The following is a 24,094-nucleotide window of genomic DNA, read 5'->3' as shown; positions in this document are numbered from 1 at the left end:
AACACCACCTTTTATTTTGAATATTAATAATATTTAGTATATTTATACGTTGTTTATATTATATGTTAACTGTCACATTTTAGACAAATTTTATTAACATAAATCACTGTTGTTTAGCAGTGTACTCAAATAGCAAAATGTTTTTCTATTTTTTAACAGGATTTTCAAGATTCGTATCGTAATAGTTATATGAGTAGGGAATATTATGAAATTTTGACTTGCTTAACAAAGGATCTTAAGGAGTGGATGCTAACAATGAACAAACAGGAAGCAATCATTTTTGATATTCTCTGTATTGGTGGAGCGAATGTAGACCGTAAAATTCAGGCGCTTAAACAGTTGGAGTATGGAACATCAAACCCAGCCATAAGCTCAATGTCACGGGGCGGAGTCGCAAGAAATATAGCAGAAAACTCAGGCCGGATAGGTCTAAAAACATCTCTGTTTGCTTATGTTGGCTCAGATCCTGAAGGAGAATGGCTACTAGAGAACACTAAAAATTTTGTGGAAGTAAGTCCTACACAAATCATACAAGGAAAATCTACCGGCACTTATACTGCCGTAATTGATCCATTAGGTGAAATGGAAATCGCACTAGCTGACATGGCTATATATGATGAAGTGAAAGAATCCATTTTTGAAGATATATGGACCTATATCGAAAAATCAAAAATGATTTTATTAGACACAAACTTTCCAAAAACAATCATTCAACAAGTAATTACTGACTGTAAAAACTTCATGAAGCCTATTTGTATTGCTACAGTTTCCGCTCCGAAATCAGAAAAGCTCCCAGCATCCCTTGAAGGTGTAACCTGGCTGGTGGCCAACCATAAAGAGGCAGAGGCGTTATCTAACCTAGAAATCAAATCAGAAGGAGACTTCTACCAAGCAGCTGAAGTCATTTTGAAAAAAGGTGTGGAGAAAGTAGTTATTACTCGAGGTGAGAAGGGATTAATTTATTATACAAAGGCTGGCGAAGCTGGGGCGTTACTACCTCCGACTGTTCCGATTGTAGATGTAACGGGGGCAGGAGACTCTCTTATTGCCGGAATTTTATTTGGCTATCTTAAGGGGCTGAATACCGAAGATTCATGTAAAATTGGTCTTTCCTGTTCATTGATTACCATAAATTCAAATGAAACGGTAAATCCCAAATTAAACCAGAAAACCTTACTTGAAACGTATCAGAAATACTTCAGTAAAGGGGTCACCAAGCGATGAACCAAGAATATCTGTCCTTTTCTGAGGAAGTACTTAAAGCCAAAAGAGAAGGTAAGCCCATTGTTGCACTTGAATCGACGATTATTTCACATGGGATGCCGTACCCTCAGAATGTAGAGACTGCAAGGGAAGTAGAAGAAATTATCCGTCAGAATGGGGCTGTACCAGCAACCATTGCTATCATTAATGGGAAAATCAAGATTGGTTTATCTGAAGAGGATTTAGAATTTTTAGCCACTAGTAAGGAGATCATGAAAGCAAGCCGGCGGGACCTCCCCTACTTAATCGCAGCACAAAAACATGGAGCCACAACGGTAGCAGCGACCATGATTTGTGCACAAATGGGTGGAATTGACGTGTTTGTGACAGGTGGTATTGGCGGTGTTCACCGCGGAGCAGAAGTAACAATGGATATTTCAGCTGACTTGCAGGAATTAGCAAAAACAAATGTAGCAGTCGTTTGTGCAGGAGCAAAATCAATTCTTGATTTAGGCTTAACGTTGGAATATTTAGAAACCAACGGAGTGCCCGTCATTGGTTATCAAACAGAGATTCTGCCAGCTTTTTATACGAGAACAAGTCCATATAAAGTAAATTTCCGAGTGGATTCCCCTGAAGAAGCTTCGGCGTTAATGAAGGCTAAATGGGATTTAGGGTTACAAGGTGGGATCGTCATCGCCAATCCTATACCAGAACCCTATGCTATGGATGAAGCTGTAATCAATAAGGTTATAGAGGTTGCTTTAAACGAGGCCAAAAGTAAGGACATTCATGGTAAAGATGTCACACCTTTTCTCTTAAGCAGGGTAAAAGAGCTAACAGAAGGATCAAGTTTAGAAGCAAATATTGCACTAGTAAAACACAATGCTAAAATAGGTGCGCTTATTGCAGCAGTAAAAGGCGACAAATAATCATACATTTTAAAGGGAGGATTTGACCTAATTTCCTTCCTTTTTTAATTTCCTCTCTCGAAAATGGTAGTAAAAGGAATTTTTTGTAGAAAAATAAGATAATTTGTGTATAAAAGTAGTTCGAAAATTATAAAAAAAAGACAAAAAACAACAACCTATTATAAAAGGACTAGATATAATGAACATATCATTTAGTATTAAGTATTTTTACCTAAACAAATAGTGGATAAATGGAAGAATGTAATACTTAAGTTGTAGGACGAACAGAAAAGGGCAAACCTGTTGAAAAGTAGGGACGCAAAACCGAGGATCTAAGGTAGGCATGGTGCTTGCTATGATGGCCGGGTTACCTGGAATACGATAAGTATTTTAGGGGTGAGAATAATGTTGATTACAGAGAGAGACGTGGATGTAATTGATCAGGAATGGATGGCGCTCATATTAGAAGCAAAGGAACTTGGCTTATCTATTACAGATGTTCGGGAATTCCTTCACCAAGATGGTCAAAAGAACTAACTTGGTACATATTAAAAAAAGCATTCTACAGAAGAGGTTTCTTTTGTAGAATGCTTTTCTTCTTTATAGACAAAATTATTCGTTACTACTATTTTGATTTATTCTCCACTTATTAAATTCCAAGAAGTCACGAAATTGTTCTTTTGAAACGCCAGATCCCATTGCTTCTTTAACTAAGTTCATCCATTCACTGTCTAACTCATCCTTATTAATTTGCTCATGGATAAAATGTTCAACGGGTAAATTTAATACGGCTGCAATTTTTTCAAGAAATTGTATAGATGGATTTTTTTGCAGGTTTCTTTCAAGAGAGCTTAAATAAGACTTAGCGACACCAGCTTGCTCTGCAAGTTCGGAAAGAGACATCTTCTTTTCTAAGCGAAATTTTTTAACGCGGTCTCCAATCATTTCATTCACACACCTATTAAACATATTTATACGTTAATTCTACCAAAAAGAATGAAAAAGTACCATATTAAGAACGAAGGAATATGACAAAATAGTGAATATTATAAAATGGTCCTCTTGAAAAGCCCAAGGGTAAGAAGTTCTTTTGAAAAATTGGCGGATTCGAGTTACTATTAATAGTGTTTCCAAAAGAGAATATAGTTTAATGCGAACCGTAAAGCATACTATACATAAAAATATTCAAAAAGGCAGGGAAAAGAATGATTGTCCTGAAATCACAACGTGAAATTGAAGCGATGAAAAAGGCTGGAGAAATCCTTGCGGCCTGTCATAAGGAAATTGCTAAATTAATTAAGCCAGGTGTAACTACTTGGGAAATTGACCAGTTTGTTAATAAATTCTTAAGCGAACACAAGGCCACACCCGAGCAAAAGGGATATAAAGGCTATGAATATGCAACATGTGCAAGTATCAATGATGAAATTTGCCATGGCTTTCCAAGAAAAGAGCCATTAAATGAAGGAGATATTGTTACCATTGATATGGTCGTCAATTATAATGGTGCCTTAGCTGATTCTGCATGGTCTTATGCGGTAGGAAATATTTCTAAAGAAACAGAGCATTTATTAAAAGTGACAAAGGAAGCATTATATAAAGGTATTGAGCAAGCGGTTGTAGGCAATCGAATCGGTGATATTGGTCATGCGATCCAAACCTATGTGGAAAGTGAAGGTTTATCGGTTGTAAGAGACTTTATTGGTCACGGCATAGGAGCTGTGATTCATGAGAAACCGGATGTTCCTCATTATGGGCTGCCAGGAAAAGGGGCAAGAATTAAAGAGGGAATGGTCTTTACGATTGAGCCGATGGTAAATATCGGTCAATATCAAACGAAGATGGATACAAATGGCTGGACCGCCAGAACTGTAGATGGGAAATTTTCCGCACAATATGAGCACACACTTGCCGTTACTAAGGAAGGTCCTATCATCTTAACAGAGCAAAAATAAATGAGGTTGACTCCAAGGAGTCAACCTCTATTTATTATTTTTTTCGCAGACTTCCTAATTCTTCTACTAAAGCCTGCATTTCATTCGGACTGAAGGAGTTCTTTTTTTGTACCATTTCATAAATCTCTTTTAATTCTTCGTACATTTCTTCATCAAAGTGAGAAGGTTTAATAGCCCCTAGGTTTAATACCCTAAGTTTTTCTTTTATTTGTTCAATCATATATTCCACGTTTTCAATCGATTTTTCTGATAGATTCATTTCGGTCACCCTTTCCGAATTCATATATCTCATCTTTTCATGTTAAAAATGATCTGTCAATATAATCTTCTCTTTAATTCACACGATTAATCTCGTAAAAGAATGGGTATAAAAGAGTACGCGGACTTGCATAGGAAACAGAGATAACGCAAAATAAACGTAGGGAATCTTTGGCATTATTTTTTGAAAAAGATGAATGATAATAACTAGGATTAAGGAGAGTTTAAGATGACAAAGAAGAATCAATTTTGGAGGGGCATGCTGATCGGTGCAATCGCCGGTGGTGCCATCAGTTTATTAGATAAACAAACCCGTCAGGCGATGACGGAAAATGTCCTAAAAACGTCTAGAAAGGTATCCTATATTGCGAGAAACCCAGGTGAAATTGCCGATAAGGTGAAGGGAACGGCATCCAAGCTTAAGGAAACCTTTGAACAAGTGAGTGAGGATATTGCCTATATTACGGACAAAGTGGACGAGTTACGTGAACTAACACCTCACGTGACGGACATCATTAAAGAAACGAAAGAGACGTTCTCTAAGAGCGAGGAAGATGATTTATTAGAGGATGTTCTAGGAGAAGAGAAAACGAACAAATAGAGGGAGGAAGGAAATGGATAAAGCAGCGAATTTACGCTCATCTTTGCTACGATTACTTTGGCACAGGATTGAAGAAGACGATCTTCCTGGATTAAGTGCGCAATTGGCCTATTTTTTACTACTTTCTTTGTTTCCGCTCCTCATCGTACTATTTACACTATTGCCATACATACCGTTTCCACATGAAGATATGCTGGGGATGATCAGAGACTTTGCACCGGCAGAAGCTATCAATCTGATTGATAAAAATGTGAATGAAATCATGAACCATCGTAATGGTGGACTTTTATCCTTTGGGATTATAGGGACTATTTGGTCCGCATCGAATGGAATTAATGCAATTGTGAGAGCATTTAACAAAGCGTATAACGTTAAGGAAAGCCGTTCCTTTATCGTGGCAAGAGGAACAGCTATATTCTTAACCTTCGGGATGATTTTTGTTTTTATCCTTGCACTTATCATACCCGTATTTGGTAGAGAAATAGGTCTGTTTCTTTTTTCGCAATTAGGTTATACAACAGAATTTATTAAGCTTTGGAACGCCTTAAGCTGGCTAGTGAGTGCAATCATCCTGTTTCTCATTTTCACTGGTCTGTACTGGATTGCACCAAATGTAAAACTAAAATGCCGCAGTGCTTTTCCAGGTGCAGCTTTTGCCACTGTTGGCTGGATCATCTCTTCCATTGGCTTATCCTTTTATGTTGGAAATATTACTAACTATTCTCTAACTTATGGCAGTATTGGGGCTATTATTGTGTTAATGATTTGGTTATATATCTCTGCTTTCATTATTATTTTGGGCGGGGAAATCAATGCTTTTTATAGTGAAAAAAATAAAAGAAATTGCTAATACTTTCCCTTCATGAAATTACTCCTTCTGTTCAAACTATGATGGAAGGACAACCCCATAGTAAGGGAGGGTAAAAGCGATGACCAAACATACGAAAAAAGATGGCGGCACAAAGCAAAAAGGCAAGGGCAGTAAAGGAAATAAAACATCTGGATCAGCCAATGGTTCGAATGGCTACCACTAATGAAAGAAAGGAGGCTGACTTTGAGTCAACCTCCTTTTCCTATGCTATCTAAGATTTTAACAATCTTAAGCTGTTCAATATAACAAGTATGGTACTTCCTTCGTGACCGATGACACCAAATGGTAGGTCGAGAACCTGGAAAAAATTCGATGAAATCAGGAGCATGATAACGGAAATCGAGAACACAACGTTTTGTTTAATAATTCTGTTCATCCGCTGAGAAAGATTGACGGCTTCGGCTATTCGTGTCAGATCACTTTTCATCAACACAATATCTGATGTTTCTAGGGCCACATCCGTACCTTCCCCCATGGCAATACCAACATTGGCAATGGCTAGGGCAGGGGCATCATTGATACCATCTCCAACCATTGCTACTGTAGTATACTTCTTTTTTAACTTTTTAAGATGTTCCACTTTTTCCTCTGGGAGGCATTCTGCAAATACCTCATCGACATGACTTTCAGCCGCAATCGCTTGAGCTGTTTTTTCACTGTCCCCCGTAAGCATGACCGTACGGATACCTTGTTTCTTTAGATGGTCAATTGCAATCTTCGTTTCTTCACGTACAACGTCCTTTAAGGCAATCATCGCACTAAGCTCACCGTTAATTTCGATAAACACAAGTGTATTTCCTTGGCTTGCAAGGTCTTTTGCTTTTCCGCCTGAGAACCTGTCGACCGCTTCTTTCCCGACAAATGCAGCCTTACCAATCTTCCATTGTTCACCGTTGATTTCTGCCTTCACGCCCCAGCCGGGAATATCTTCAAGACTGTCTGGATGGAACAGTTCTTTCTTAATGTTAGGTTTCACGTATTTCACGATCGCTTGTGCCAAAGGATGATTAGAGTGGCTTTCGATGGAGGCAGCCTTCCAAATCAGATTTTCTTTATCTAATCCATCTTTTACGATGACCTCTGTTACTTCTGGTGTCCCTTTAGTAAGTGTTCCTGTTTTATCAAACGCGATCGCTCCTAAATGACCTAGATTTTCAAGATGGACACCGCCTTTAACTAAAATTCCGTGTTTGGCTCCATTTGAAATAGCAGAGAGGGTAGCAGGCATAATAGATGCTACCAACGCACAAGGCGAAGCGACAACCAATAGGATCATGGCTCGATAAAACGATTCATGCCAGCTCCAGCCTAGTAAAAAATGCGGAATAAAAAACATGGCCAGAACAACAAGTAAAACAACCTTTACATAGGTACCTTCAAATCGCTCAATAAAAAGCTGTGAAGGAGATTTTTCACTTTGGGCTGATTGAACAAGCTGTATTATTTTTTGAAACAAAGTATCATTACTTGATTTTGTTACTTCAACAGTAATTGAGCCTGTCATGTTTACTGTTCCGGCAAAAACTTCTGTTTGTTCGCCCTTGGATACGGGCATCGATTCACCTGTGATTGCCGCTTCATCAATATTGGTTTGACCTTTGATAATCATTCCGTCAGAAGGGACACGCTCTCCGGGCTTGATTAAAATGTGATCGCCAACAACTAGCTCAGATACAGGGACTCGTTTTTCATAGCCCTTTGATATCAATAGCGCCTCTTCTGGCTGAAGCTCCATTAAAGAAGAAATTTCTTTATGGCTCTTATTCATGGTGTAGGTCTCCAGGGCACCACTTACTGCAAAAATAAAGATGAGGATGGCCCCTTCTGTCCAATAGCCGATGATAGCTGATCCAACAGCAGCAAAAATCATTAGCATTTCTACATTTAATTCTTTATCCTCAAAGGTTGCCTCGATCCCTTCTTTGGCTTTTGCGAAGCCGCCTATGACAAATGCCAACAGATAGGCTACGATGGAATCGGCCCCTTGCCCGTAATGATCAAGAAGCCATCCAGCTGCAATCAATACCCCGCTTAGACCAGCCGCAATTAGTTCTGCATGTGGTTTGATTTTTTCTAAAAAGCTCGGTTCCTGAATTCCCTTGCTAAGTGACTTTGCTTCTGAACTCATGTTTTTCCCCTCCCTATTCATTTTACTTTGCGTAATTTTCCATTCATTCTTGCATTCTAATTGAGAAGTAGAATCAAACTCATTACCCCTAAAAAACACGAAAGCTGTCATCAATGGATGACAGCGAAAATTCTTTCTTTTATTTATTTTAATCTTACCATACATTCTATTCATTGAATATCAACTTGCTTCATAAAAACCTTATGAATTTTGCTGTTCAACCAGTAGATAGGATTTTTTACCAAAAGAAAAGATGATGACTGATAATACTAAAAGCATTGTACTAATAATGTAAAAGAAACTTACATCTTGCAGGTACTTAATAAATAAACCGCCGATGATGGGCCCCATTAAGCTGCCTAGACTGAAGAAAATGCCGCATAATAAGTTTCCTGTAGGTAAAAGTTTTTTTGGTACCAAGTCGGTCATATAACTTATGCCAAGAGAGAAGGTCGACCCAACAACCATTCCTGAAATGAAAAACGTAACAAACAGTCCGATAACTGAATGCTCCATGAAGCTTGCAGCAGTAAAACTGAAAAAACCAAGGAAGAGAACCGTCATTAAAATATTTCTCCGGCCGTATTGATCACTTAACATCCCTAACGGAAGCTGGGTAATAATACTTCCAATGGCAAAGGCAGATAAAACAATCGAGACACTCGATACATCCATGTCCATTCGTAAAGCATAAACAGGAAAACTCCCATTTAATGATGATTCCAGAAATCCATAAGAAAAGGGAGGTAAGAAGGCCACCCAACCATACTTTAAGGCTTTTCTAAACTGCTTGATTGTTCCTAGAAAAGAGTTGATCGACACTTCTTGTTCAGGTAGTTCATTTTTTAAAAGAAAGACAAATGCCCAGCCAATCAAACATAAAATGGAAGAGGCAATAAAGGGCAAGGCTTCATTTACATTTACTAACGGTGTCATCAAAGGCCCTGTGGCAAATCCAATTCCAAAAAATAAGCCGTATAATGAGATATTTCGTCCCCGTCTTTCCGGTGGTGAAAACGAAGTAATCCAGGTTTGAGTTGCGAAATGGAGGGAGTGGTCCCCTATACCAATCAGTAATCTTAATATAAACCAAAACCAAAAGGTCTTCCATAAAGGAAATAAGGCTAAGGATAGAAAGACAAGTGCGCCACCGAAAATAATAACCGGTTTATACCCAAATTTTCTTAAGGGCCATTCCATAAACGGAGAGACAAGCAGGATTCCAATATAAAGTGCTGTAGCATTTAATCCATTTAATGAAGGAGAAACCCCACTTTTTTCAAAAATAACAGCAATCAGCGGCAAAAGCATTCCTTGGGAAAAACCAGAAATGGCCACAATACTGACCAAGATCCAAAACCGTAAATACATTTTATTCATGTTACTTTCTCCACTCTCCGAATTTCAAATAGTTTAAATTGTTCCTAAATGATGGTAACGAGAAAATGGAACATTTGCAAGAGAAAAAGGATTTGAATTTTTTTATGTTTTAAAGGAAAATTTAGGGGAAAATAGAAAAAACATATATAATAGGTGAAAAAGAATTCGGAGGGAATGTAGTGACGAACAAAATCTTTATGCTGATGACATTCATTGGTGTTCCACTATCCATTATAGGAACGCTGATGCATTGGTCATATATTGTCTTATTTATTGTGTACTGTTTAACCATAATTGCTCTTGCAAGTTATATGGGAAGAGCAACAGAAAGTCTGGCTATAGTGGCTGGACCTCGAATCGGCGGTTTGTTAAATGCTACCTTTGGAAATGCCGTTGAGCTGATTATTTCAATATTCGCCTTGAAGGCGGGACTAGTGGGAGTGGTTCTAGCCTCCTTGACTGGTTCAGTGTTAGGGAATTTACTACTTGTCGCAGGATTGTCCTTTTTTATTGGCGGCATAAAATTCAAACGCCAGCAATTTAATGTGTATGATGCCCGCCATAATTCTGGTCTGCTAATGTTTGCAGTGATTATTGCCTTTGTTATTCCTGAGGTTTTCGCCATGAACATGAATGAAACAAAAACTCTTTCATTAAGTATTGGAATATCCGTTATTTTGATTCTTCTCTATTTGGCTGCCTTATTCTTTAAACTGGTAACGCACCGTGGCGTGTATCAGTCAAATAATGAGAATACTGCACATGAAGAAGAAGAGCCGGAATGGAGTAAAGGGAAAGCGATTGCTATACTAGCGATTGCCACAGTTGCGGTTGGATATATATCCGAACATCTTGTACATACCTTTGAATATGTAGGCGATACATTCGGCTGGTCTGAGTTGTTTATTGGGGTAATTATCGTAGCAATAGTAGGGAATGCAGCAGAACACGCTTCTGCGATTGTTATGGCCTTTAAAAATAAAATGGACATTGCAGTGGAAATTGCGATTGGTTCCACTCTGCAAGTGGCCATGTTTGTTTTACCAGTACTAGTTTTGATCTCATTGTTCTTTGATTCCACCATGCCGCTTTTATTTAGCTGGCAGGAATTAATCGCTATGGTTTCTTCGGTCCTTCTAATGGTCGTCATCTCCAACGACGGAGAATCGAATTGGTTTGAAGGATTAACATTGCTAGCAGCCTATGTGATCATGGGCATTGGGTTTTATCTACTCTAACAAAACTGAAAGAGACTCTAAGCCAACTGGCCTAGAGTCTCTTTTTTTTCACTTTTTTAAATGTACGGAGTAATTTTAATTTTTGCTATGCTATAATATAACAGCATGATTTTTAGGGTTCAAAAATCAATCGTATTTCTGGGACCATCAACCACCAACCTTCATGTTTAGTTATTGACAATAAAAACACGAGTGTTGAATTTCATATAAGACGGGAATCCCAACCTCCTTAGTAAATTAAATATAAGTAGTCGATTGATTGCTGCCCTCCTTTTTTAAAAGGTTAAGTTTATTATAAATCTAAGTTTGAATTTTGTAAATAATCAGATTATTACATTTACATTACTTTTTTACCAACTTTAAAGGAGAAACATATGAAATTTTTTATTAGGCTATTATTTTTTATTTTTGGCTTAGTCATTATGACTTTTGGCGTATGTATGACTATTAAGGTAGCGGATATTGGAGTGGGTGCCTGGGATGCACTGAATTATGCTCTTACCAAAAAGGTGGGCTTATCGATTGGTAAATGGGTCATGATTGATGGGGCTATTTTAGTTATCGTCAATTCCTTACTATTAAAAAGAAGGCCGGCAATTCTTTCACTTTTTACAATTATAGTGATTGGGTCTTTAGTTGATTTTTGGCTGATGACTTTCTTTGAATTATTTGAAGTACATGGGTTTATTGCAAAAATAGCGATGCTCTTGGTAGGGATTTTAATTATCGGATTTGGTGCGGCGATTTATATTCAGGCGAAGTTTCCGCAAAGTCCTATTGATAACTTTATGTTAGCCATCAAGGAGCGTTTTCGTGTGAATTTAATGATGGCAAAAACGATCGGTGAGATTACGGCTTTAATTCCCGCGTTCCTTTTACACGGGCCGATTTCGTATGGAACGATTATTATTACATTTACAGTCGGTCCGGCCATTCAGCTGTTTTTTCCTTTTTTTGAAAAATTAATGGGACGACTGCAGGCGAAATATTGAAATTAAGTTGCTTGAATGGATAATATTAATGAACTCCGAAAAAACTAATAGCAGACATGGTAATGCTATTAGTGAAGGGAGTTTAACCTCGTGAAGAGAAATGTATCGATCCTGATGACACTGCTATTAATGCTAACCTTTATTCCATCTGCTTTCGCTCAAAAAGCAAAAGACCAGGTAAAGTATCAAGTCCCAGCCTCGGTTCGAAATATTACGAAGGAAAATACGTATCCAAATTCAACACAAGACTTACCTTTATTGCAGCCGAGTGATTTAACAAAAAAACTAATCAACTCTTCTAAAGTGAAGATTCAAAATCCTGATTTAATTCGTATGCTCAATGAGTCAAGTATCAACAGTACTCCGTTTGCACTTGGCTACCGTGCGATTATTTATCTCGGACAATGGCCATTAAATTATGAGTCAACGGAGACCTCTCCAAATTGGGAGTACCAAAAAATTAACACTAATTATTTTGATAACCGTGGCGGGAAAGTGCCATATCAAATTAAGTATGTGCAAGAGGCTCAGAAAATCGTTAGAGGTGGCCTGACTGCGAAAATTGCCAATCCTGAAGATGTGAAAAAGATGATGCTATTAAAAGCGATGGAAAAAACTCGTCTTCCTTTGTCGTTTGAAACCATTATTGGTGCAGGAACGAAAAATGATCACATTTACAATATCCCGCCAAACCGCTTAGGGTACCTTTATGCATATGCACCTGGGGTAAATGAAAAAGGCAAAGTGACTTACGGTGAAGTGTACTTGATGCTTAAGGGCAGTAAAAAATTTATTGTTGTTAAGAACGTGACATCACAAGGAATTGGTGCTTGGATTCCGGTCCAGGATTATGTATCATTTGGTTTTGCTGCTTCCGAGCGTCCGCGATGATTGTGAGAAAGGACTCCTGCTGATTGTCTGCAGGGGTCTTTTTTTGCAGGTGGCTCGCGTTTTCTTTTCTAAAAGTTGGGTAAAATAAGGATAACTATTGCCAACAGCCGTCTTTTTACGATAGGATGAAAACGGAACATGAAAGGAGCGAGCAGCTTGGGCAGTCCATTACAAGACAAAAACACACAAGTTACTTTTTTAAAACAGCGTTTAAATATGTTTATCGATGTGCTTGATGCAATTGATCCGGAAGATACGGATCTTGAGGATATTGATCGCTTAATCTCTATGTTGGATGATATGGAGTCTAAATGTAAGGAATTTAATAATCGTGATATTCCAGAGTCTGTTTAACACAACAGGCTCTTTTTATTTGGGGTATTATGGAATGAATTCGCTTGCAATCAAATCCTTTAATTCATGTGCGTATAGGAGTATAATGGAAACGTGAAAAAGTTATAAAATTGAAAATAGATACATTTGAGGAACAAAGGGAGAGGGGTACTCGAATTGAATATCGAAAAATTTCAAGAAAGCATGTACAAGCTAATTGTTGAAACGTCTACTAAGCTTCCTAAGGACGTCCGTCGGGCTGTGAAAAAAGCCAAGGAACTTGAAAACGCTGGTACAAGTGCGGCAATGAGCCTTGCTACCATCACGAACAACATCAAAATGGCAGACGATCAAGTATCACCCATTTGCCAGGATACAGGTTTACCAACGTTCAAAATTAAAACTCCTGTTGGTGTAAACCAATTGGTTATGAAAGAAGCCATTAAAAATGCAATTGTCCAAGCGACAAAAGAAGGAAAGCTACGCCCTAACTCTGTTGACTCACTAACAGGTGAAAACAGTGGGGATAACCTTGGTGCTGGACTTCCGGTCATGAAATTTGACCAATGGGAAAAAGATTACATCGATGTCCGCTTGATTTTAAAGGGCGGCGGATGTGAAAATAAAAATATTCAATATAGCCTTCCTTGTGAATTAGATGGGCTTGGCCGCGCAGGCCGCGACCTTGATGGTATTCGTAAATGTGTTATGCATTCCGTTTACCAGGCGCAAGGACAGGGCTGTAGCGCAGGTTTTATCGGCGTTGGTATCGGTGGTGACCGTTCATCTGGCTATGATTTAGCAAAAGAACAATTATTCCGTTCTGTGGATGACGTGAATCCAAATGAAGATCTTCGTAAGCTTGAAGAATATGTAATGGAAAATGCGAACAAGCTTGGAATCGGAACAATGGGCTTTGGCGGGGAAGCTACCTTACTAGGCTGTAAAGTTGGCGTAATGAACCGTATTCCGGCTAGCTTCTATGTTTCCGTTGCTTATAACTGCTGGGCATTCCGCCGCTTAGGTGTAAGTGTGGATCCTGTGTCAGGTGAAATCACAGAATGGGCATACCAAGATGGTGAGTTCATTGATTTCGCAGAGGGTGAGGCAGCGAAGGAAACGGCAGCTGCTTCGGCTGACGAGTCTGAGGAATTCATCACGTTGCAGGCACCAATTACAGAGGAACAAATCCGTGAGCTTAAAGTCGGCGATGTGGTCAAAATTAACGGATTAATGTACACAGGACGTGACGCGATCCACAAATATTTAAGCGATCACGAAGCACCTGTTGACTTAAATGGCCAAGTTATTTACCACTGCGGTCCGGTTATGTTGAAGGACGAAGCTGGTCAGTGGCACGTTAAGGCGGCTGGACCAACAACGAGTATTCGTGAGGAGCCATACCAAGGTGATATCATGAAGAAGTTCGGTATCCGCGCCGTAATCGGTAAAGGCGGTATGGGACCGAAGACATTGGCTGCGTTGAAGGAGCACGGCGGGGTGTACTTGAACGCAATCGGCGGTGCAGCTCAGTATTATGCGGACTGTATCAAGGGTGTCGAAGGTGTGGATTTAATGCAATTCGGTATTCCAGAAGCTATGTGGCATCTTCGCGTAGAAGGCTTTACAGCCGTTGTAACGATGGATTCTCACGGCAACAGCTTGCACGCTGATGTGGATAAGTCTTCATTGGAAAAATTGGCGTTGTTTAAGGAGCCGGTTTTTAAATAGGATTGTGGGATTTTTTTGGGGGCTGGGCACTTGTGTGCTTGGTCCTTTTTTGTTTGCTTTGGGCGTTGGGGGCTGCGGCTATCTATTTGTTAGTGGGCTTTGTGTGGTTGACGATCCTATCTTGGGGCCTTAGCCTTCGGTTTTGCTCACGTAATTGTTAGTTGGAAATTGATTTCCATGTTTTGTAGAATACAATCTTAATTTTGTAGAATAAATCAATTTTTTGTAGAATTCCTCTCCCAATTTGTAGAATAATCCTCAACCTTGATCTGAAACGTTAACAATTGGAAGTTGATTACCAAATTTTGTAGAATTCACCTCCGATTTTGTAGAATTACTCGAAATTTTGTAGAATTCGTCCTTCAATTTGTAGAATTCCTCTTCAGGCACACCCAAATTCCACCCAAACTTCTCTCAAATTAAAAAAGTCACAAAAAGTCCATATAGAAAACAAAGGAAAAATCGGTTCATTAGCCGAAATTCTACCTAAAATACAAAGGAGGTATCATAAATTGTTTGATAAAGATCTTAAAGTACCCATTAATCTAATAAAAGCAGAAGCATTAGAGAGAAGAACAGCAGAAAACCATCCGTGTAGGGGGGATTTAAAGTCATACATAAAGAATTTAAGGTCCGGTTATAACGGTGAAAAGACAATCAACTATTTTTTAAGTCAAATTCCACCCCAAAGGTTTCGCATTTTCCACGATTTACGTCTCCCATATGGTGATACTTACTTTCAAATTGATACTCTCCTATTATCTACTAAGTTTATTCTCATGCTTGATGGGAAAAATCATTCCGGAAAACTTTATATTGATAAAGAACAAATGGTTCAAGAGTATTTGGGCACTCGCAATGTATTTGAAAATCCAATTATACAAGCCAATCGCCATAACATTTTGTTAAAGTACTTTTTAGAAAAACACAAAATCCCGTCCATCCCAATCGAATCCCTTGTTGTAATAAGTAAATCATCAACCGAGGTGACTATTGAAGCAGGTTACACAGAGGCACATAAAATAATTTGTCGTGCAAGTGATTTAGTTAATAAAATGGAGGGAAAATATCGTTATTACAGAAAGGAACATATTGATAATAAGACAGTAGAAAAGATTAAAAAGCTGTTACTAAAAAAACACACGCCATTGAACACAAACATTATGGAGAAGTTCAACGTGACGATACTAGATATAATAACAGGAGTTCAATGCCCAAAGTGCTTCTATATACCAATGAACTACAAAAGAAACAATTGGATTTGCCCAACCTGCCACTTCCTTTCACCAGATGCCTTTATAAATGCGGTGGCTGATTATTTCCTGCTCATAAATCCCTCATTTACTAATGCGGAAATTCGAAAGTTTCTACATCTTCCAACCTCCAGGTCAGCAACCTACTTTATATTCTTATTAGATTTCCCTTCAACAGGCACCACAAAAGGTCGCATCTACCACCAACCCAAAGATTTCCTATAATCTTTTCCCCAATAAAACAAACACTAAAAAAAACAAACTAGGGGGAACATGGATGAAAAGAATAATGAGCCTGCTGATTGCGGGGCTACTACTCATTCCGCAAATGACCTATGCAGCCGTCTCCAATCAACCCATTCATTGGGGCTTTAAAAAATCTGTCAATGAGCAGCCGCCAGAAGCAGGTACCGCCTACGATCAGATCTTGGCTAAATACGGGGCGTTTTACAAAGGAAACCCGAACTCCAAAATCTTATATCTTACTTTTGATAGCGGGTATGAGAACGGACAAATGCCGAAAATTCTTGATGTGTTAAAAAAAGAAAAAGTACCAGCTGCTTTTTTTGTCACTGGGCACTTTTTAGAGTCCCAGCAAGAACTGTCCAAACGCATAGTAAAAGAAGGCCATATCATTGGCAATCATTCTTGGCATCATCCCGATTTTACAGCCGTCAGTGACGAACGAATTCGTGAAGAACTGGCAAAAGTAAAGAAACGCACAACAGAAATCACTGGTCAAAAAAAGATGAAATACCTTCGTCCGCCACGTGGAGTTTTCAGTGAAAGAACTTTGCAGATTGCGAAAGAAGAAGGGTACACACATGTCTTTTGGTCGATGGCGTTCGTTGATTGGAATGTCAATCAGCAAAAAGGCTGGCAATATGCCTATGACAACATCATGAGACAGGCTCACCCCGGCTGTGTGATGCTGCTGCATTCGATATCACAGGATAACGCCGATGCGCTAGAAAAGGCAATTATTGATTTGAAAAAGAGAGGCTATAAATTCAAGAGCCTTGATAAGTTTAAAGAATAATCGACTAACCGAATTTCACAGAGAAATTCGGTTTTTCCCTTTTCAAGATTTTTCGTGCTATAATACGGGGAAAATACTAAAGGATGGAATCGGCCCGTGTGGAGAGAAGAGATTCATTTCGAAGGTCCTTATCATTTTGTCAGTGTATTGCAGAGGCATAAACCAGATCCATTGAAACAGGTAGATATAGAAGCTCGGTCCATCAGAGTACCTGTTGTTATTGACAACCACTCACAGGTTATAGATGTGACGGCAATTGGTACGGTCGATCAGCCTGCATTTACCGTAAAAGGACAAACGGATTAGGATGCTGTCATACAACATATATCCGAACTTTTTCAATGGAATATATCTTTAAAACCAATCCATAATCACTTTCAACAAACCGACCTTAAGGACATCTTCGACACATTCATTGGCACACCGCTCGTCCTTGATTTCGGTCTATTTGATAGCCTCATCAAGTGTATTATCCACCAGCAGATAAATATGACGTTTGCCTATCGGTTAACGGAGCGTTTTGTAAAAACATTTGGCTATGAAATCGACGGTGTTTGGTTCTTTCCTCCGCCTGAAAAAGTAGCTAGCCTAACAGTAGAGCAATTGCGTGAGCTACAATTTAGCGGTAGGAAAGCGGAATACATGATTCAAATTGCGAAGGAAATCGTTGAAAAAGGTCTGGACTTACAGGCTCTCAAAATGCTAACAAACGAAGAAATTTTTCAAAAATTAACGTTGATACGTGGGGTTGGCAAATGGACGGTTGAGAACTTCCTATTGTTTGGCATGGGGAGGCCTAACCTGTTTCCGATGGCCGATATTGGCATTCAAAATGCACTGAAAAAATTGTACAAGTTGGAGACAAAGCCAACTTTTGAAGAAATGGAACACTATAAACAAGGCTGGGAGCCTTATCAAAGCTACGTTTCTTTGTATTTATGGAGAAGCCTTGAATAATGGAGTGAACATATGAAAACCGAGCAAAGTATTAAAATTCAACTGAAGCAGACTTTTCCGTTAACGATCAAAAGACTAGGGATTAATGGGGAAGGCGTCGGCTATTTTAAAAAGCAAGTCGTGTTTGTACCGGGTGCGCTTCCTGGTGAAGAGGTAGTGGTTGAGGCGACGAAAATCAATCCTAAATTCGCTGAGGCAAAAATTAAGAAAATCCGTATCCAATCACCGCATCGTGTACAAGCGCCATGTCCGGTTTATGAGCAATGTGGTGGCTGTCAGCTGCAGCATTTACAGTACGGACAGCAATTAAAAGAAAAACGCGATATCATCATTCAATCGCTTGAGCGGCATACAAAACTAGCAGTCAACAAGCTGGATATCCGTGAAACGATTGGAATGGAAAATCCGTGGGGCTACCGGAATAAAAGCAGTTTCCAAGTGGCTCAGAAAAATGGTAAGGTGTTAGCCGGATTATATGGAATGAATTCGCACCAGCTCATTGATATTGAACATTGTGCGGTCCAGCATTCACAAACAAACGAAGCGGTCACAAAGGTAAAATCAGTCTTAGAGGACCTGCAAATTCCAATTTATAATGAAAAAAGGAGTAAAGGTATTGTTAGAACAATCGTTGCCCGCGTAGGAGTGGAAACGGGAGAGCTTCAGGTCGTCCTTATTACTACACAAAAAGAGTTACCTAAAGAGGACTTAATTATAGAAGAAATTCAAAAACGACTTCCTAAGGTAAAATCAATTGTTCAAAACATCAACGGTGAAAAAACGTCGCTGATTTTTGGGGAGGAAACCCTTGCGCTAGCTGGCGAAGAGTTTATCCAAGAGACACTAGGGGACCTGCAGTTTGAGCTGTCAGCAAGAACGTTCTTTCAACTAAATCCAATCCAAACCGTCAAGCTTTACGACGAGGTGAAAAAAGCGGCCGCTCTGACAGGTAAAGAGAAAATTGTTGATGCTTATTGTGGGGTGGGAACGATTGGATTGTGGCTGGCGGATCAGGCAGCAGAAGTGCGCGGCATGGACATAATTCCAGAATCCATTGATGACGCGAAGAAGAATGCCAAACGTCACGGATTCACCAATACGAAATACGTCCCAGGTAAAGCGGAAGAAGTTTTGCCTAAGTGGGTGAAAAAAGGCTGGAAGCCGGATGTCATCGTGGTCGACCCACCGAGAACCGGACTGGACAACCAGCTGCTTCAAACCATTTTGCAAGTGAAGCCTGAAAAATTGATCTATGTTTCTTGCAACCCGTCCACTTTGGCGAAAGATATTCAGACGTTAAGTTCAAAGTATGAGGTTAAGTATATTCAACCTGTGGATATGTTTCCGCATACGGCGCACGTCGAGTGTATCTCGCAACTCATTTTAAAGAAAGGCAACTAACCCTCGTGGTTGTTGCCTATTTTTGTTCTTCGAAAGGATTTACGAAGTTGTAATGAATACGTAGATTACCTTTTATGCTACAGGTTATTTTATTCACCAACGAGTGCAAGACTTGAGGAGTTAAATCATCTAGTAATGAAACGTCTTTAAGCTTCTTACTTAAATCAATTGCATAGTTCTCACTTTCGCATTCCTCAAGTTTTTCTTGATATTCAATCTTGGCTGTTTCGAGCTCTGCTACTTCCTGGTCTATCTGCTTTCTATATTCAACCAGTTCTTCTCGAGATATAATTTGGTCAGCGTACAAATCAAGGTAATCTTTCTTTCTAGAACGTAATTTAGTTGCTTTATGTTCAATTTTCTTTAGTTCGTTTGTAATCGAAACCTTCTTTTGATCCAATCTTTTGTGTAAACTCTTTATAAATTCACCATCTTGAATGGATTGGAATAGTTGCTGTAAATCCTCTAGGATAATTTGTTTTAGTTCTTTTTCTCTAATAACAACTTTATTTAGACAGAACGTATCACCGTACTTAATATTGCCTCCGCATCTATACCCTTTTTGATTTGTTTTGTACCACATTCCTTTTTGGCAATCTTCACAGAAAAAAACGTTCGTAAACAGATGCTTTTTTGGAGCGGTAGTTGTGCGTGTTCTTGTTTGGAGCATTTTTTTCACTGCCTGAAATGTTTCTCTTGAGATGATAGCATCGTGTTTACCTTCTATAAATGTAACTTGGTCTTCTTCAATAGTTCTTCTTTTTGTTGTTGTTACTGAGATTGTTTCAGTTCTGTTTTGAACAAGATCACCACAATAATGTCGATTATTTAAGATGTTTTTTATTGTGGAGGCGTGCCATAAAGGTGATTGATTAGTCTTATTAGCAATTTGCGATGGGGTAGGGATTTTTTCTGCTGTGAAACTTTTTGCTATTGAATCCATTCCTTTTCCATCCAAGTATTCGTTAAAAATTCGTCTAACGATTTCCGGAGTGTTGTCTTCACGAATTTTTAGCTTACCTTTGTCCGAATAATATCCATAAGGTGGGTTAGAACCTACAAATAATCCTCTTTTAGCTTTTGTACGTTTGGCAGCCTTATTTCTCCGGCTGCTAGTGGCTGACTCATTTTCATACAGCCAAGCAAAAAGACCAAAGTTTTGTACGTCTCCGGTAATCGTATTAATTGAATTATCAAGGCAGACAATATGAATATTATTTTGTAAGCAGATATCCCTTAATTCATAAGATAATCTACCGTTACGAGCTAATCTGGAAAGTTCCTTAGCTAAAATCACATCATATAAACCAGCCTTACCGTCTTCAATTAGTTTTTTTAAACCAGGTCTATTCTCTTTTGTTCCAGATTTCTTGTCTTCATAGAAATTTACAATTTCCCAATTGTGTTGGGAAGCGTAATTCCTAAATAAATCCTTTTGATTATCTATAGATGTTTTTTGTGAATCCATCTCAGTGGAGACACGAGCATATACTGCACATCTCAAAACACGATCACCACCATAAGTAGTAAAGTATTGAGATGTTGGTGGGTTTATGACTATAGCATTACCAATAGTTGCTGAGCTTATCTGAGTTGAGTTTAAGTACATTTTGATATCTCCTTTTTATTTTACTTATGTATAAATTTCGGTAGTTCGTCCATACTTATAATAATTTTTCGATACTTTGTCCGTAATGGTATACCAATCTGGACAAAGTACCGAACAAGCCTCAAATGAAACCCCTTGCTATAGGGGTTCTGGGTATAGTCTAAGTTGGCGATATCTCCAACAGCTAAATGTTCGGTTATTTGCCCAATAATCAACTATTACATTTCGATAATTCATCCAATAGGTTTATCAATTAGATTGGAGAAGATATTTGATTTGAAATGTAATTGTGGTTCCTGGTCAGTAGAGAGAACAAGGTAGTCTACAAAATACAGGATGATGAGTCTTATCTCATCTGCCCCTAATCGATGATCCAGTATCTCATTAAATCTGGAAAAGAATTGGTCCTTTTCTACAAGTTGATAAGTTGTCTTTAAATTTTCTTGGCAAATCGTGTATTCTTTTAAAGAATTTTTGTGTTCTTGAATAAATTCCAAAATTTTCAGCTCAAGTTCTCGATCTTTAAGATCTCTTGCAATTTTTAATTTTTCCTCGAGTTTCTTTAAGAGTTGATCTTTAGAGTTGATACTGTTTTCAACCTCATCAATCATTTGATTGATAAATGATAAGGTTTGAGGTTCTATCTGGTGTCTAGATAATAGCTCCATTACACGCTTTAAAATCAAAGGGATAAACCTGTCGTGAACCTCTTGGATGTTTACTTTATAACCGCAATTTTTACATACGTAGTAATAATAAGGATACTTGATACCATTTCGTCTGGTCGAAGCATTTTGAGTACTTAACAATTGATTGCAATGTCTGCATTTCACCTTGTTTAAAAAAAGAAATGGTGTATCTATTCTGCCGAAAGTTTTTTGAAGTTGGTTATTTAACTTTATTAACTGTGGTTGGAATTTGTTTATAATTGCGGGATGTGAATCTTCAAAAACAAATTGCTTTTTTCCACCATCTGTCCGTTTAGGTATATCCCAGGTTAATTTTCCTGTATATACTGGATTTTTAAGGATATTTTCAACTGTGCTGGACCGCCAAGTACCTCCCTTCGGTGAGGGAATATTTGCTTCATTTAAAATTATGGCGATTTTTTGTAAAGATTTTCCCCAGCTTGACAGGAAAAAAATAAATGCTACAATGTCCGCATTTTCATTCGGTTCCAATTGTTGTTGGTGTTTTTGTTTTTTTATCTGATTATATCCATAAGGAGTTTTTGATCCAGGTCTGAATGTTTCATTATTTTCTAAAAAGGTTGTTAAATTTCCTACTGCACGCTCAGATTTTACTTCTGATTCGTGCTGGAATAACAAGAAATTCATTTTTATACTAGTATCTTCCGGATCAAGTGGTTTATTTGAATCCGTGGTGTAAACCTCAAGTTCCGGCAGTTTTTCTAGCATAGGTCTGTAAAAATCAATCGTGAATGAATAACCGGTACGATCCATCCGAGAAATATCGTGGAAAATAACGGTCGGTATATTCATTTCAACCATTTTTTCGGACATTTTCATTAATTGTTTTCGTTGGGCTGCACGTTTGGAATAAGCACTAGTAACATCTTCGATGAAAATTAGTTCAACAGGGACAAAAAGGTTATTCCGTTTAGCGAATTCTTGAATATGCTGTTTCTGGATTTCAACACTGTTATTTTTTTGTTGTTTATACGAAGAACGACGGATATAAGCAAATGCTAATTTCAAAGTAAATCATCTCCGTTAAAAATATATTGGGACTGAAAATCTTGTAGATAGTCAAATTTGCTAACCTCAATGTTTACCTCGTTTGGATAAACAAATAAGCTCCGGATAAGCACCGATGTAAGGAAAAAAGGATTTGCCTGTCTGCTTTTATGTAAATAATCTTTTATTAGTCCCACCAAGCTCTCGTTTTCTAATAAAAGGTCTTTTTTTTCTTCTATTTGGTTAAGGAACTCCTTTTGTTCATTCTCTAATTTATTTAAATCAACGTAGTGGGTGTTCTCTCTCCAATTGCTAAAATCATCAGTCTCTAAAATGATTTTTTCCATCAAGTAATGTTTTTTTATCTCCAATGCTTTTAGTTCTATTTCAATGCTTTTGCGGAGTAAATGGAAAAAATGCCTAGAATCTTTAAGTAGATCTTCTGTATCTAGGTGCTCAATGATTTTCTCCAAAGACTTATTAATAATAGGAGATAAATCTTCTGTTGCTATTAAAGATTTTGGATGTTTACTTGAACAGGAGTACCAGGCTTTTTGATCAAGGACATTAAAGTGAAATTTCATTGGCTTTCTACAAATACCGCAGTACACATCATAGATATCTTGATTTTTTAGTGACTGTTCAATCTCTTGATAGGATATAATTACGGCATTTTTAGCTTGCAATTTTTGGAATTCTTCATAGCTAAGGTAAGGATCAACGTGTGAAAGTTTGTTCTTTCCTGTGGTCAGATCATAACCGGCATAAAAAGGATCGTTCACAATTTTTAATAACTGATTTGGAGTGGTTTTGAGAATTTTTTTAAATTGCTTTAAAGCTTTTTCCAAATCTTTATGTGTTGTAACTTCCTTGATTGCCGAAAAATATAAGAATAAATTATCCTTTTTCGCAGGATCCATACTATACTGTTTGGTTTCTTTTTGCTTTATATATCCAAGTTTGCGAGGTGGATATCTTTTTCTAGCTTCTTCAGTTCGCCTAGCAATGTTTTTTCCCTCAACATCACTTACAATGTTCATTACGCCTTCAAGAAGTGTACTATCTGTTGCCTGCTGACCGTTCCCCGACGATGTAAAGAAAATCTTCACTTTATGTTTTTTACACAGAGAAACGAAGTAATTTGACTCATAAAAGTCCCGGAACAATCTTGAACGATCAAAGGCGTAGATAATATCAACTTGATCATTAATTATCATTTGAATGAGTTTCTTCATTTGCGGCCGTTTCTCAATATCGAGTTTGTTAGCAGAAACTCCATCCTCATTCATAATTAATACCTCATCAGGGATGTAATTCTCTCGGTACATAGCATCAGCAGATTCCTGCATAGCTAAATCTTGGTTGATGGTGCTCACTCTCCGAAAAAAGACTTTATACTTGTTTTTATTTTTTATTGTTTGAACCATTGTTGCTTCTTTCCTTTACGATGTCTTGATAAAGTAACTTCGCCTGAAGCCGATGAGGTACATCTAATTGCTCAACAATTATTCGCTGGATTAAATGTTGAAACCAAATATCAGCTACAGGATTCATCTCAGATTCCATTTGTATATTAATTTTCTTCCGCATAAACAACACACCTCCGTATTTCATCTTTGACGGAAATAGGTGTGTTTTATACGGTT

22 protein-coding genes, 1 pseudogene and 1 riboswitch are annotated in these 24,094 nt (G+C 38.1%); of the genes and pseudogenes, 15 read left to right on the top strand and 8 right to left on the bottom strand.

Annotated features, from left to right (window positions below; all coding sequences use genetic code 11):
• Positions 1–255: 255 nt before the first annotated feature.
• From RCG25_RS21615 to RCG25_RS21605, 3 genes are all read left to right on the top strand, one after another.
• Complete coding sequence (locus RCG25_RS21615) at positions 256–1,224, top strand: carbohydrate kinase family protein (protein ID WP_308080875.1); 969 nt, start codon at positions 256–258, stop codon at positions 1,222–1,224.
• Positions 1,221–2,135: a pseudouridine-5'-phosphate glycosidase gene (locus tag RCG25_RS21610; protein WP_308080874.1), complete on the top strand. Its 915-nt coding sequence runs from the start codon at positions 1,221–1,223 to the stop codon at positions 2,133–2,135. The genes RCG25_RS21615 and RCG25_RS21610 overlap by 4 nt, the downstream gene beginning before the upstream one ends.
• A 262-nt stretch (positions 2,136–2,397) precedes the next feature.
• A riboswitch (cyclic di-GMP riboswitch) is annotated at positions 2,398–2,489 on the top strand.
• 30 nt (positions 2,490–2,519) lie between these two features.
• The gene (locus tag RCG25_RS21605; protein ID WP_308080873.1) at positions 2,520–2,651 is read left to right on the top strand and encodes an anti-repressor SinI family protein; all 132 of its coding nucleotides are present in this window, start codon (positions 2,520–2,522) and stop codon (positions 2,649–2,651) included.
• A gap of 75 nt (positions 2,652–2,726) precedes the next feature.
• Here the strand turns inward: RCG25_RS21605 and RCG25_RS21600 are convergent, their stop codons facing one another.
• A complete protein-coding gene (locus RCG25_RS21600) occupies positions 2,727–3,059 on the bottom strand; it encodes a helix-turn-helix domain-containing protein (RefSeq protein WP_308084245.1) in 333 nt (110 codons plus the stop codon).
• Between the two features lie 260 nt (positions 3,060–3,319).
• On the opposite strand from RCG25_RS21600, the gene map reads away from it, so the two are divergent.
• Positions 3,320–4,069 (top strand): type I methionyl aminopeptidase, encoded by a 750-nt coding sequence (gene map, locus RCG25_RS21595; protein ID WP_308080872.1) that lies wholly within the window; start codon positions 3,320–3,322, stop codon positions 4,067–4,069.
• A gap of 34 nt (positions 4,070–4,103) precedes the next feature.
• Here the strand turns inward: map and RCG25_RS21590 are convergent, their stop codons facing one another.
• Positions 4,104–4,328 (bottom strand): DUF1128 domain-containing protein, encoded by a 225-nt coding sequence (locus RCG25_RS21590; protein WP_308080871.1) that lies wholly within the window; start codon positions 4,326–4,328, stop codon positions 4,104–4,106.
• A 228-nt stretch (positions 4,329–4,556) separates the two neighbouring features.
• On the opposite strand from RCG25_RS21590, the gene RCG25_RS21585 reads away from it, so the two are divergent.
• Together RCG25_RS21585 and RCG25_RS21580 are read left to right on the top strand one after the other, a co-directional pair.
• On the top strand, positions 4,557–4,928 hold the full coding sequence (locus RCG25_RS21585; RefSeq protein ID WP_308080870.1) for a YtxH domain-containing protein: 372 nt from the start codon (positions 4,557–4,559) through the stop codon (positions 4,926–4,928).
• A 13-nt stretch (positions 4,929–4,941) separates the two neighbouring features.
• Positions 4,942–5,778: a YihY/virulence factor BrkB family protein gene (locus RCG25_RS21580; protein WP_308080869.1), complete on the top strand. Its 837-nt coding sequence runs from the start codon at positions 4,942–4,944 to the stop codon at positions 5,776–5,778.
• A gap of 232 nt (positions 5,779–6,010) precedes the next feature.
• On the opposite strand, the gene RCG25_RS21575 is transcribed toward RCG25_RS21580, so the two are convergent.
• Both RCG25_RS21575 and RCG25_RS21570 read right to left on the bottom strand, forming a co-directional pair.
• Positions 6,011–7,927 (bottom strand): heavy metal translocating P-type ATPase, encoded by a 1,917-nt coding sequence (locus RCG25_RS21575; RefSeq protein WP_308080868.1) that lies wholly within the window; start codon positions 7,925–7,927, stop codon positions 6,011–6,013.
• 201 nt (positions 7,928–8,128) lie between these two features.
• Positions 8,129–9,307 (bottom strand): MFS transporter, encoded by a 1,179-nt coding sequence (locus tag RCG25_RS21570; protein ID WP_308080867.1) that lies wholly within the window; start codon positions 9,305–9,307, stop codon positions 8,129–8,131.
• A 179-nt stretch (positions 9,308–9,486) separates the two neighbouring features.
• Here RCG25_RS21570 and cax point away from each other — a divergent pair, with 179 nt between their 5' ends.
• The 9 genes and pseudogenes from cax to rlmD all read left to right on the top strand — a co-directional run bounded on the left by cax (position 9,487) and on the right by rlmD (position 19,142).
• Positions 9,487–10,545 (top strand): calcium/proton exchanger, encoded by a 1,059-nt coding sequence (cax, locus tag RCG25_RS21565; protein WP_308080866.1) that lies wholly within the window; start codon positions 9,487–9,489, stop codon positions 10,543–10,545.
• Positions 10,546–10,919: 374 nt separating this feature from the next.
• The gene (locus RCG25_RS21560) at positions 10,920–11,537 is read left to right on the top strand and encodes a YczE/YyaS/YitT family protein (protein WP_308080865.1); all 618 of its coding nucleotides are present in this window, start codon (positions 10,920–10,922) and stop codon (positions 11,535–11,537) included.
• Positions 11,538–11,666: 129 nt separating this feature from the next.
• Positions 11,667–12,428: a YfkD famly protein gene (locus tag RCG25_RS21555; RefSeq protein ID WP_374121090.1), complete on the top strand. Its 762-nt coding sequence runs from the start codon at positions 11,667–11,669 to the stop codon at positions 12,426–12,428.
• 156 nt (positions 12,429–12,584) lie between these two features.
• Positions 12,585–12,782, top strand: coding sequence for an SE1561 family protein (locus RCG25_RS21550; RefSeq protein ID WP_308080863.1), 198 nt, complete (start codon positions 12,585–12,587; stop codon positions 12,780–12,782).
• A 156-nt stretch (positions 12,783–12,938) separates the two neighbouring features.
• Positions 12,939–14,492, top strand: coding sequence for a fumarate hydratase (locus RCG25_RS21545; RefSeq protein ID WP_308080862.1), 1,554 nt, complete (start codon positions 12,939–12,941; stop codon positions 14,490–14,492).
• Positions 14,493–15,004: 512 nt separating this feature from the next.
• Positions 15,005–15,970, top strand: a complete 966-nt coding sequence (locus tag RCG25_RS21540; RefSeq protein ID WP_308080861.1) for an NERD domain-containing protein — start codon at positions 15,005–15,007, stop codon at positions 15,968–15,970.
• 64 nt (positions 15,971–16,034) lie between these two features.
• Positions 16,035–16,784 (top strand): delta-lactam-biosynthetic de-N-acetylase, encoded by a 750-nt coding sequence (pdaA, locus tag RCG25_RS21535; RefSeq protein ID WP_374121089.1) that lies wholly within the window; start codon positions 16,035–16,037, stop codon positions 16,782–16,784.
• A gap of 96 nt (positions 16,785–16,880) precedes the next feature.
• Positions 16,881–17,741: pseudogene (locus RCG25_RS21530) on the top strand (DNA-3-methyladenine glycosylase).
• 12 nt (positions 17,742–17,753) lie between these two features.
• The gene (rlmD, locus tag RCG25_RS21525; RefSeq protein WP_308080859.1) at positions 17,754–19,142 is read left to right on the top strand and encodes a 23S rRNA (uracil(1939)-C(5))-methyltransferase RlmD; all 1,389 of its coding nucleotides are present in this window, start codon (positions 17,754–17,756) and stop codon (positions 19,140–19,142) included.
• A 16-nt stretch (positions 19,143–19,158) separates the two neighbouring features.
• On the opposite strand, the gene RCG25_RS21520 is transcribed toward rlmD, so the two are convergent.
• The 4 genes from RCG25_RS21520 to RCG25_RS21505 form a co-directional block, all read right to left on the bottom strand.
• Positions 19,159–20,751, bottom strand: a complete 1,593-nt coding sequence (locus RCG25_RS21520) for a recombinase family protein (RefSeq protein WP_308080857.1) — start codon at positions 20,749–20,751, stop codon at positions 19,159–19,161.
• A gap of 233 nt (positions 20,752–20,984) precedes the next feature.
• Positions 20,985–22,469 carry a recombinase family protein gene (locus RCG25_RS21515; RefSeq protein WP_308080856.1) on the bottom strand — a complete coding sequence of 495 codons (1,485 nt, stop codon included), beginning with the start codon at positions 22,467–22,469 and terminating at the stop codon, positions 20,985–20,987.
• Complete coding sequence (locus tag RCG25_RS21510; protein ID WP_308080855.1) at positions 22,466–23,875, bottom strand: recombinase family protein; 1,410 nt, start codon at positions 23,873–23,875, stop codon at positions 22,466–22,468. Before RCG25_RS21510 ends, RCG25_RS21515 begins: the two co-directional genes overlap by 4 nt.
• On the bottom strand, positions 23,853–24,038 hold the full coding sequence (locus RCG25_RS21505) for a hypothetical protein (protein ID WP_308080854.1): 186 nt from the start codon (positions 24,036–24,038) through the stop codon (positions 23,853–23,855). Before RCG25_RS21505 ends, RCG25_RS21510 begins: the two co-directional genes overlap by 23 nt.
• Positions 24,039–24,094 lie beyond the last annotated feature (56 nt).

Source organism: Neobacillus sp. PS2-9 (assembly GCF_030915525.1).
In the GTDB taxonomy this organism is placed as follows: Bacteria; Bacillota; Bacilli; order Bacillales; family Cytobacillaceae; genus Neobacillus.
Note: the sequence above shows the minus strand (reverse complement) of the source record. Positions and strands in the feature narration are given on the sequence as shown.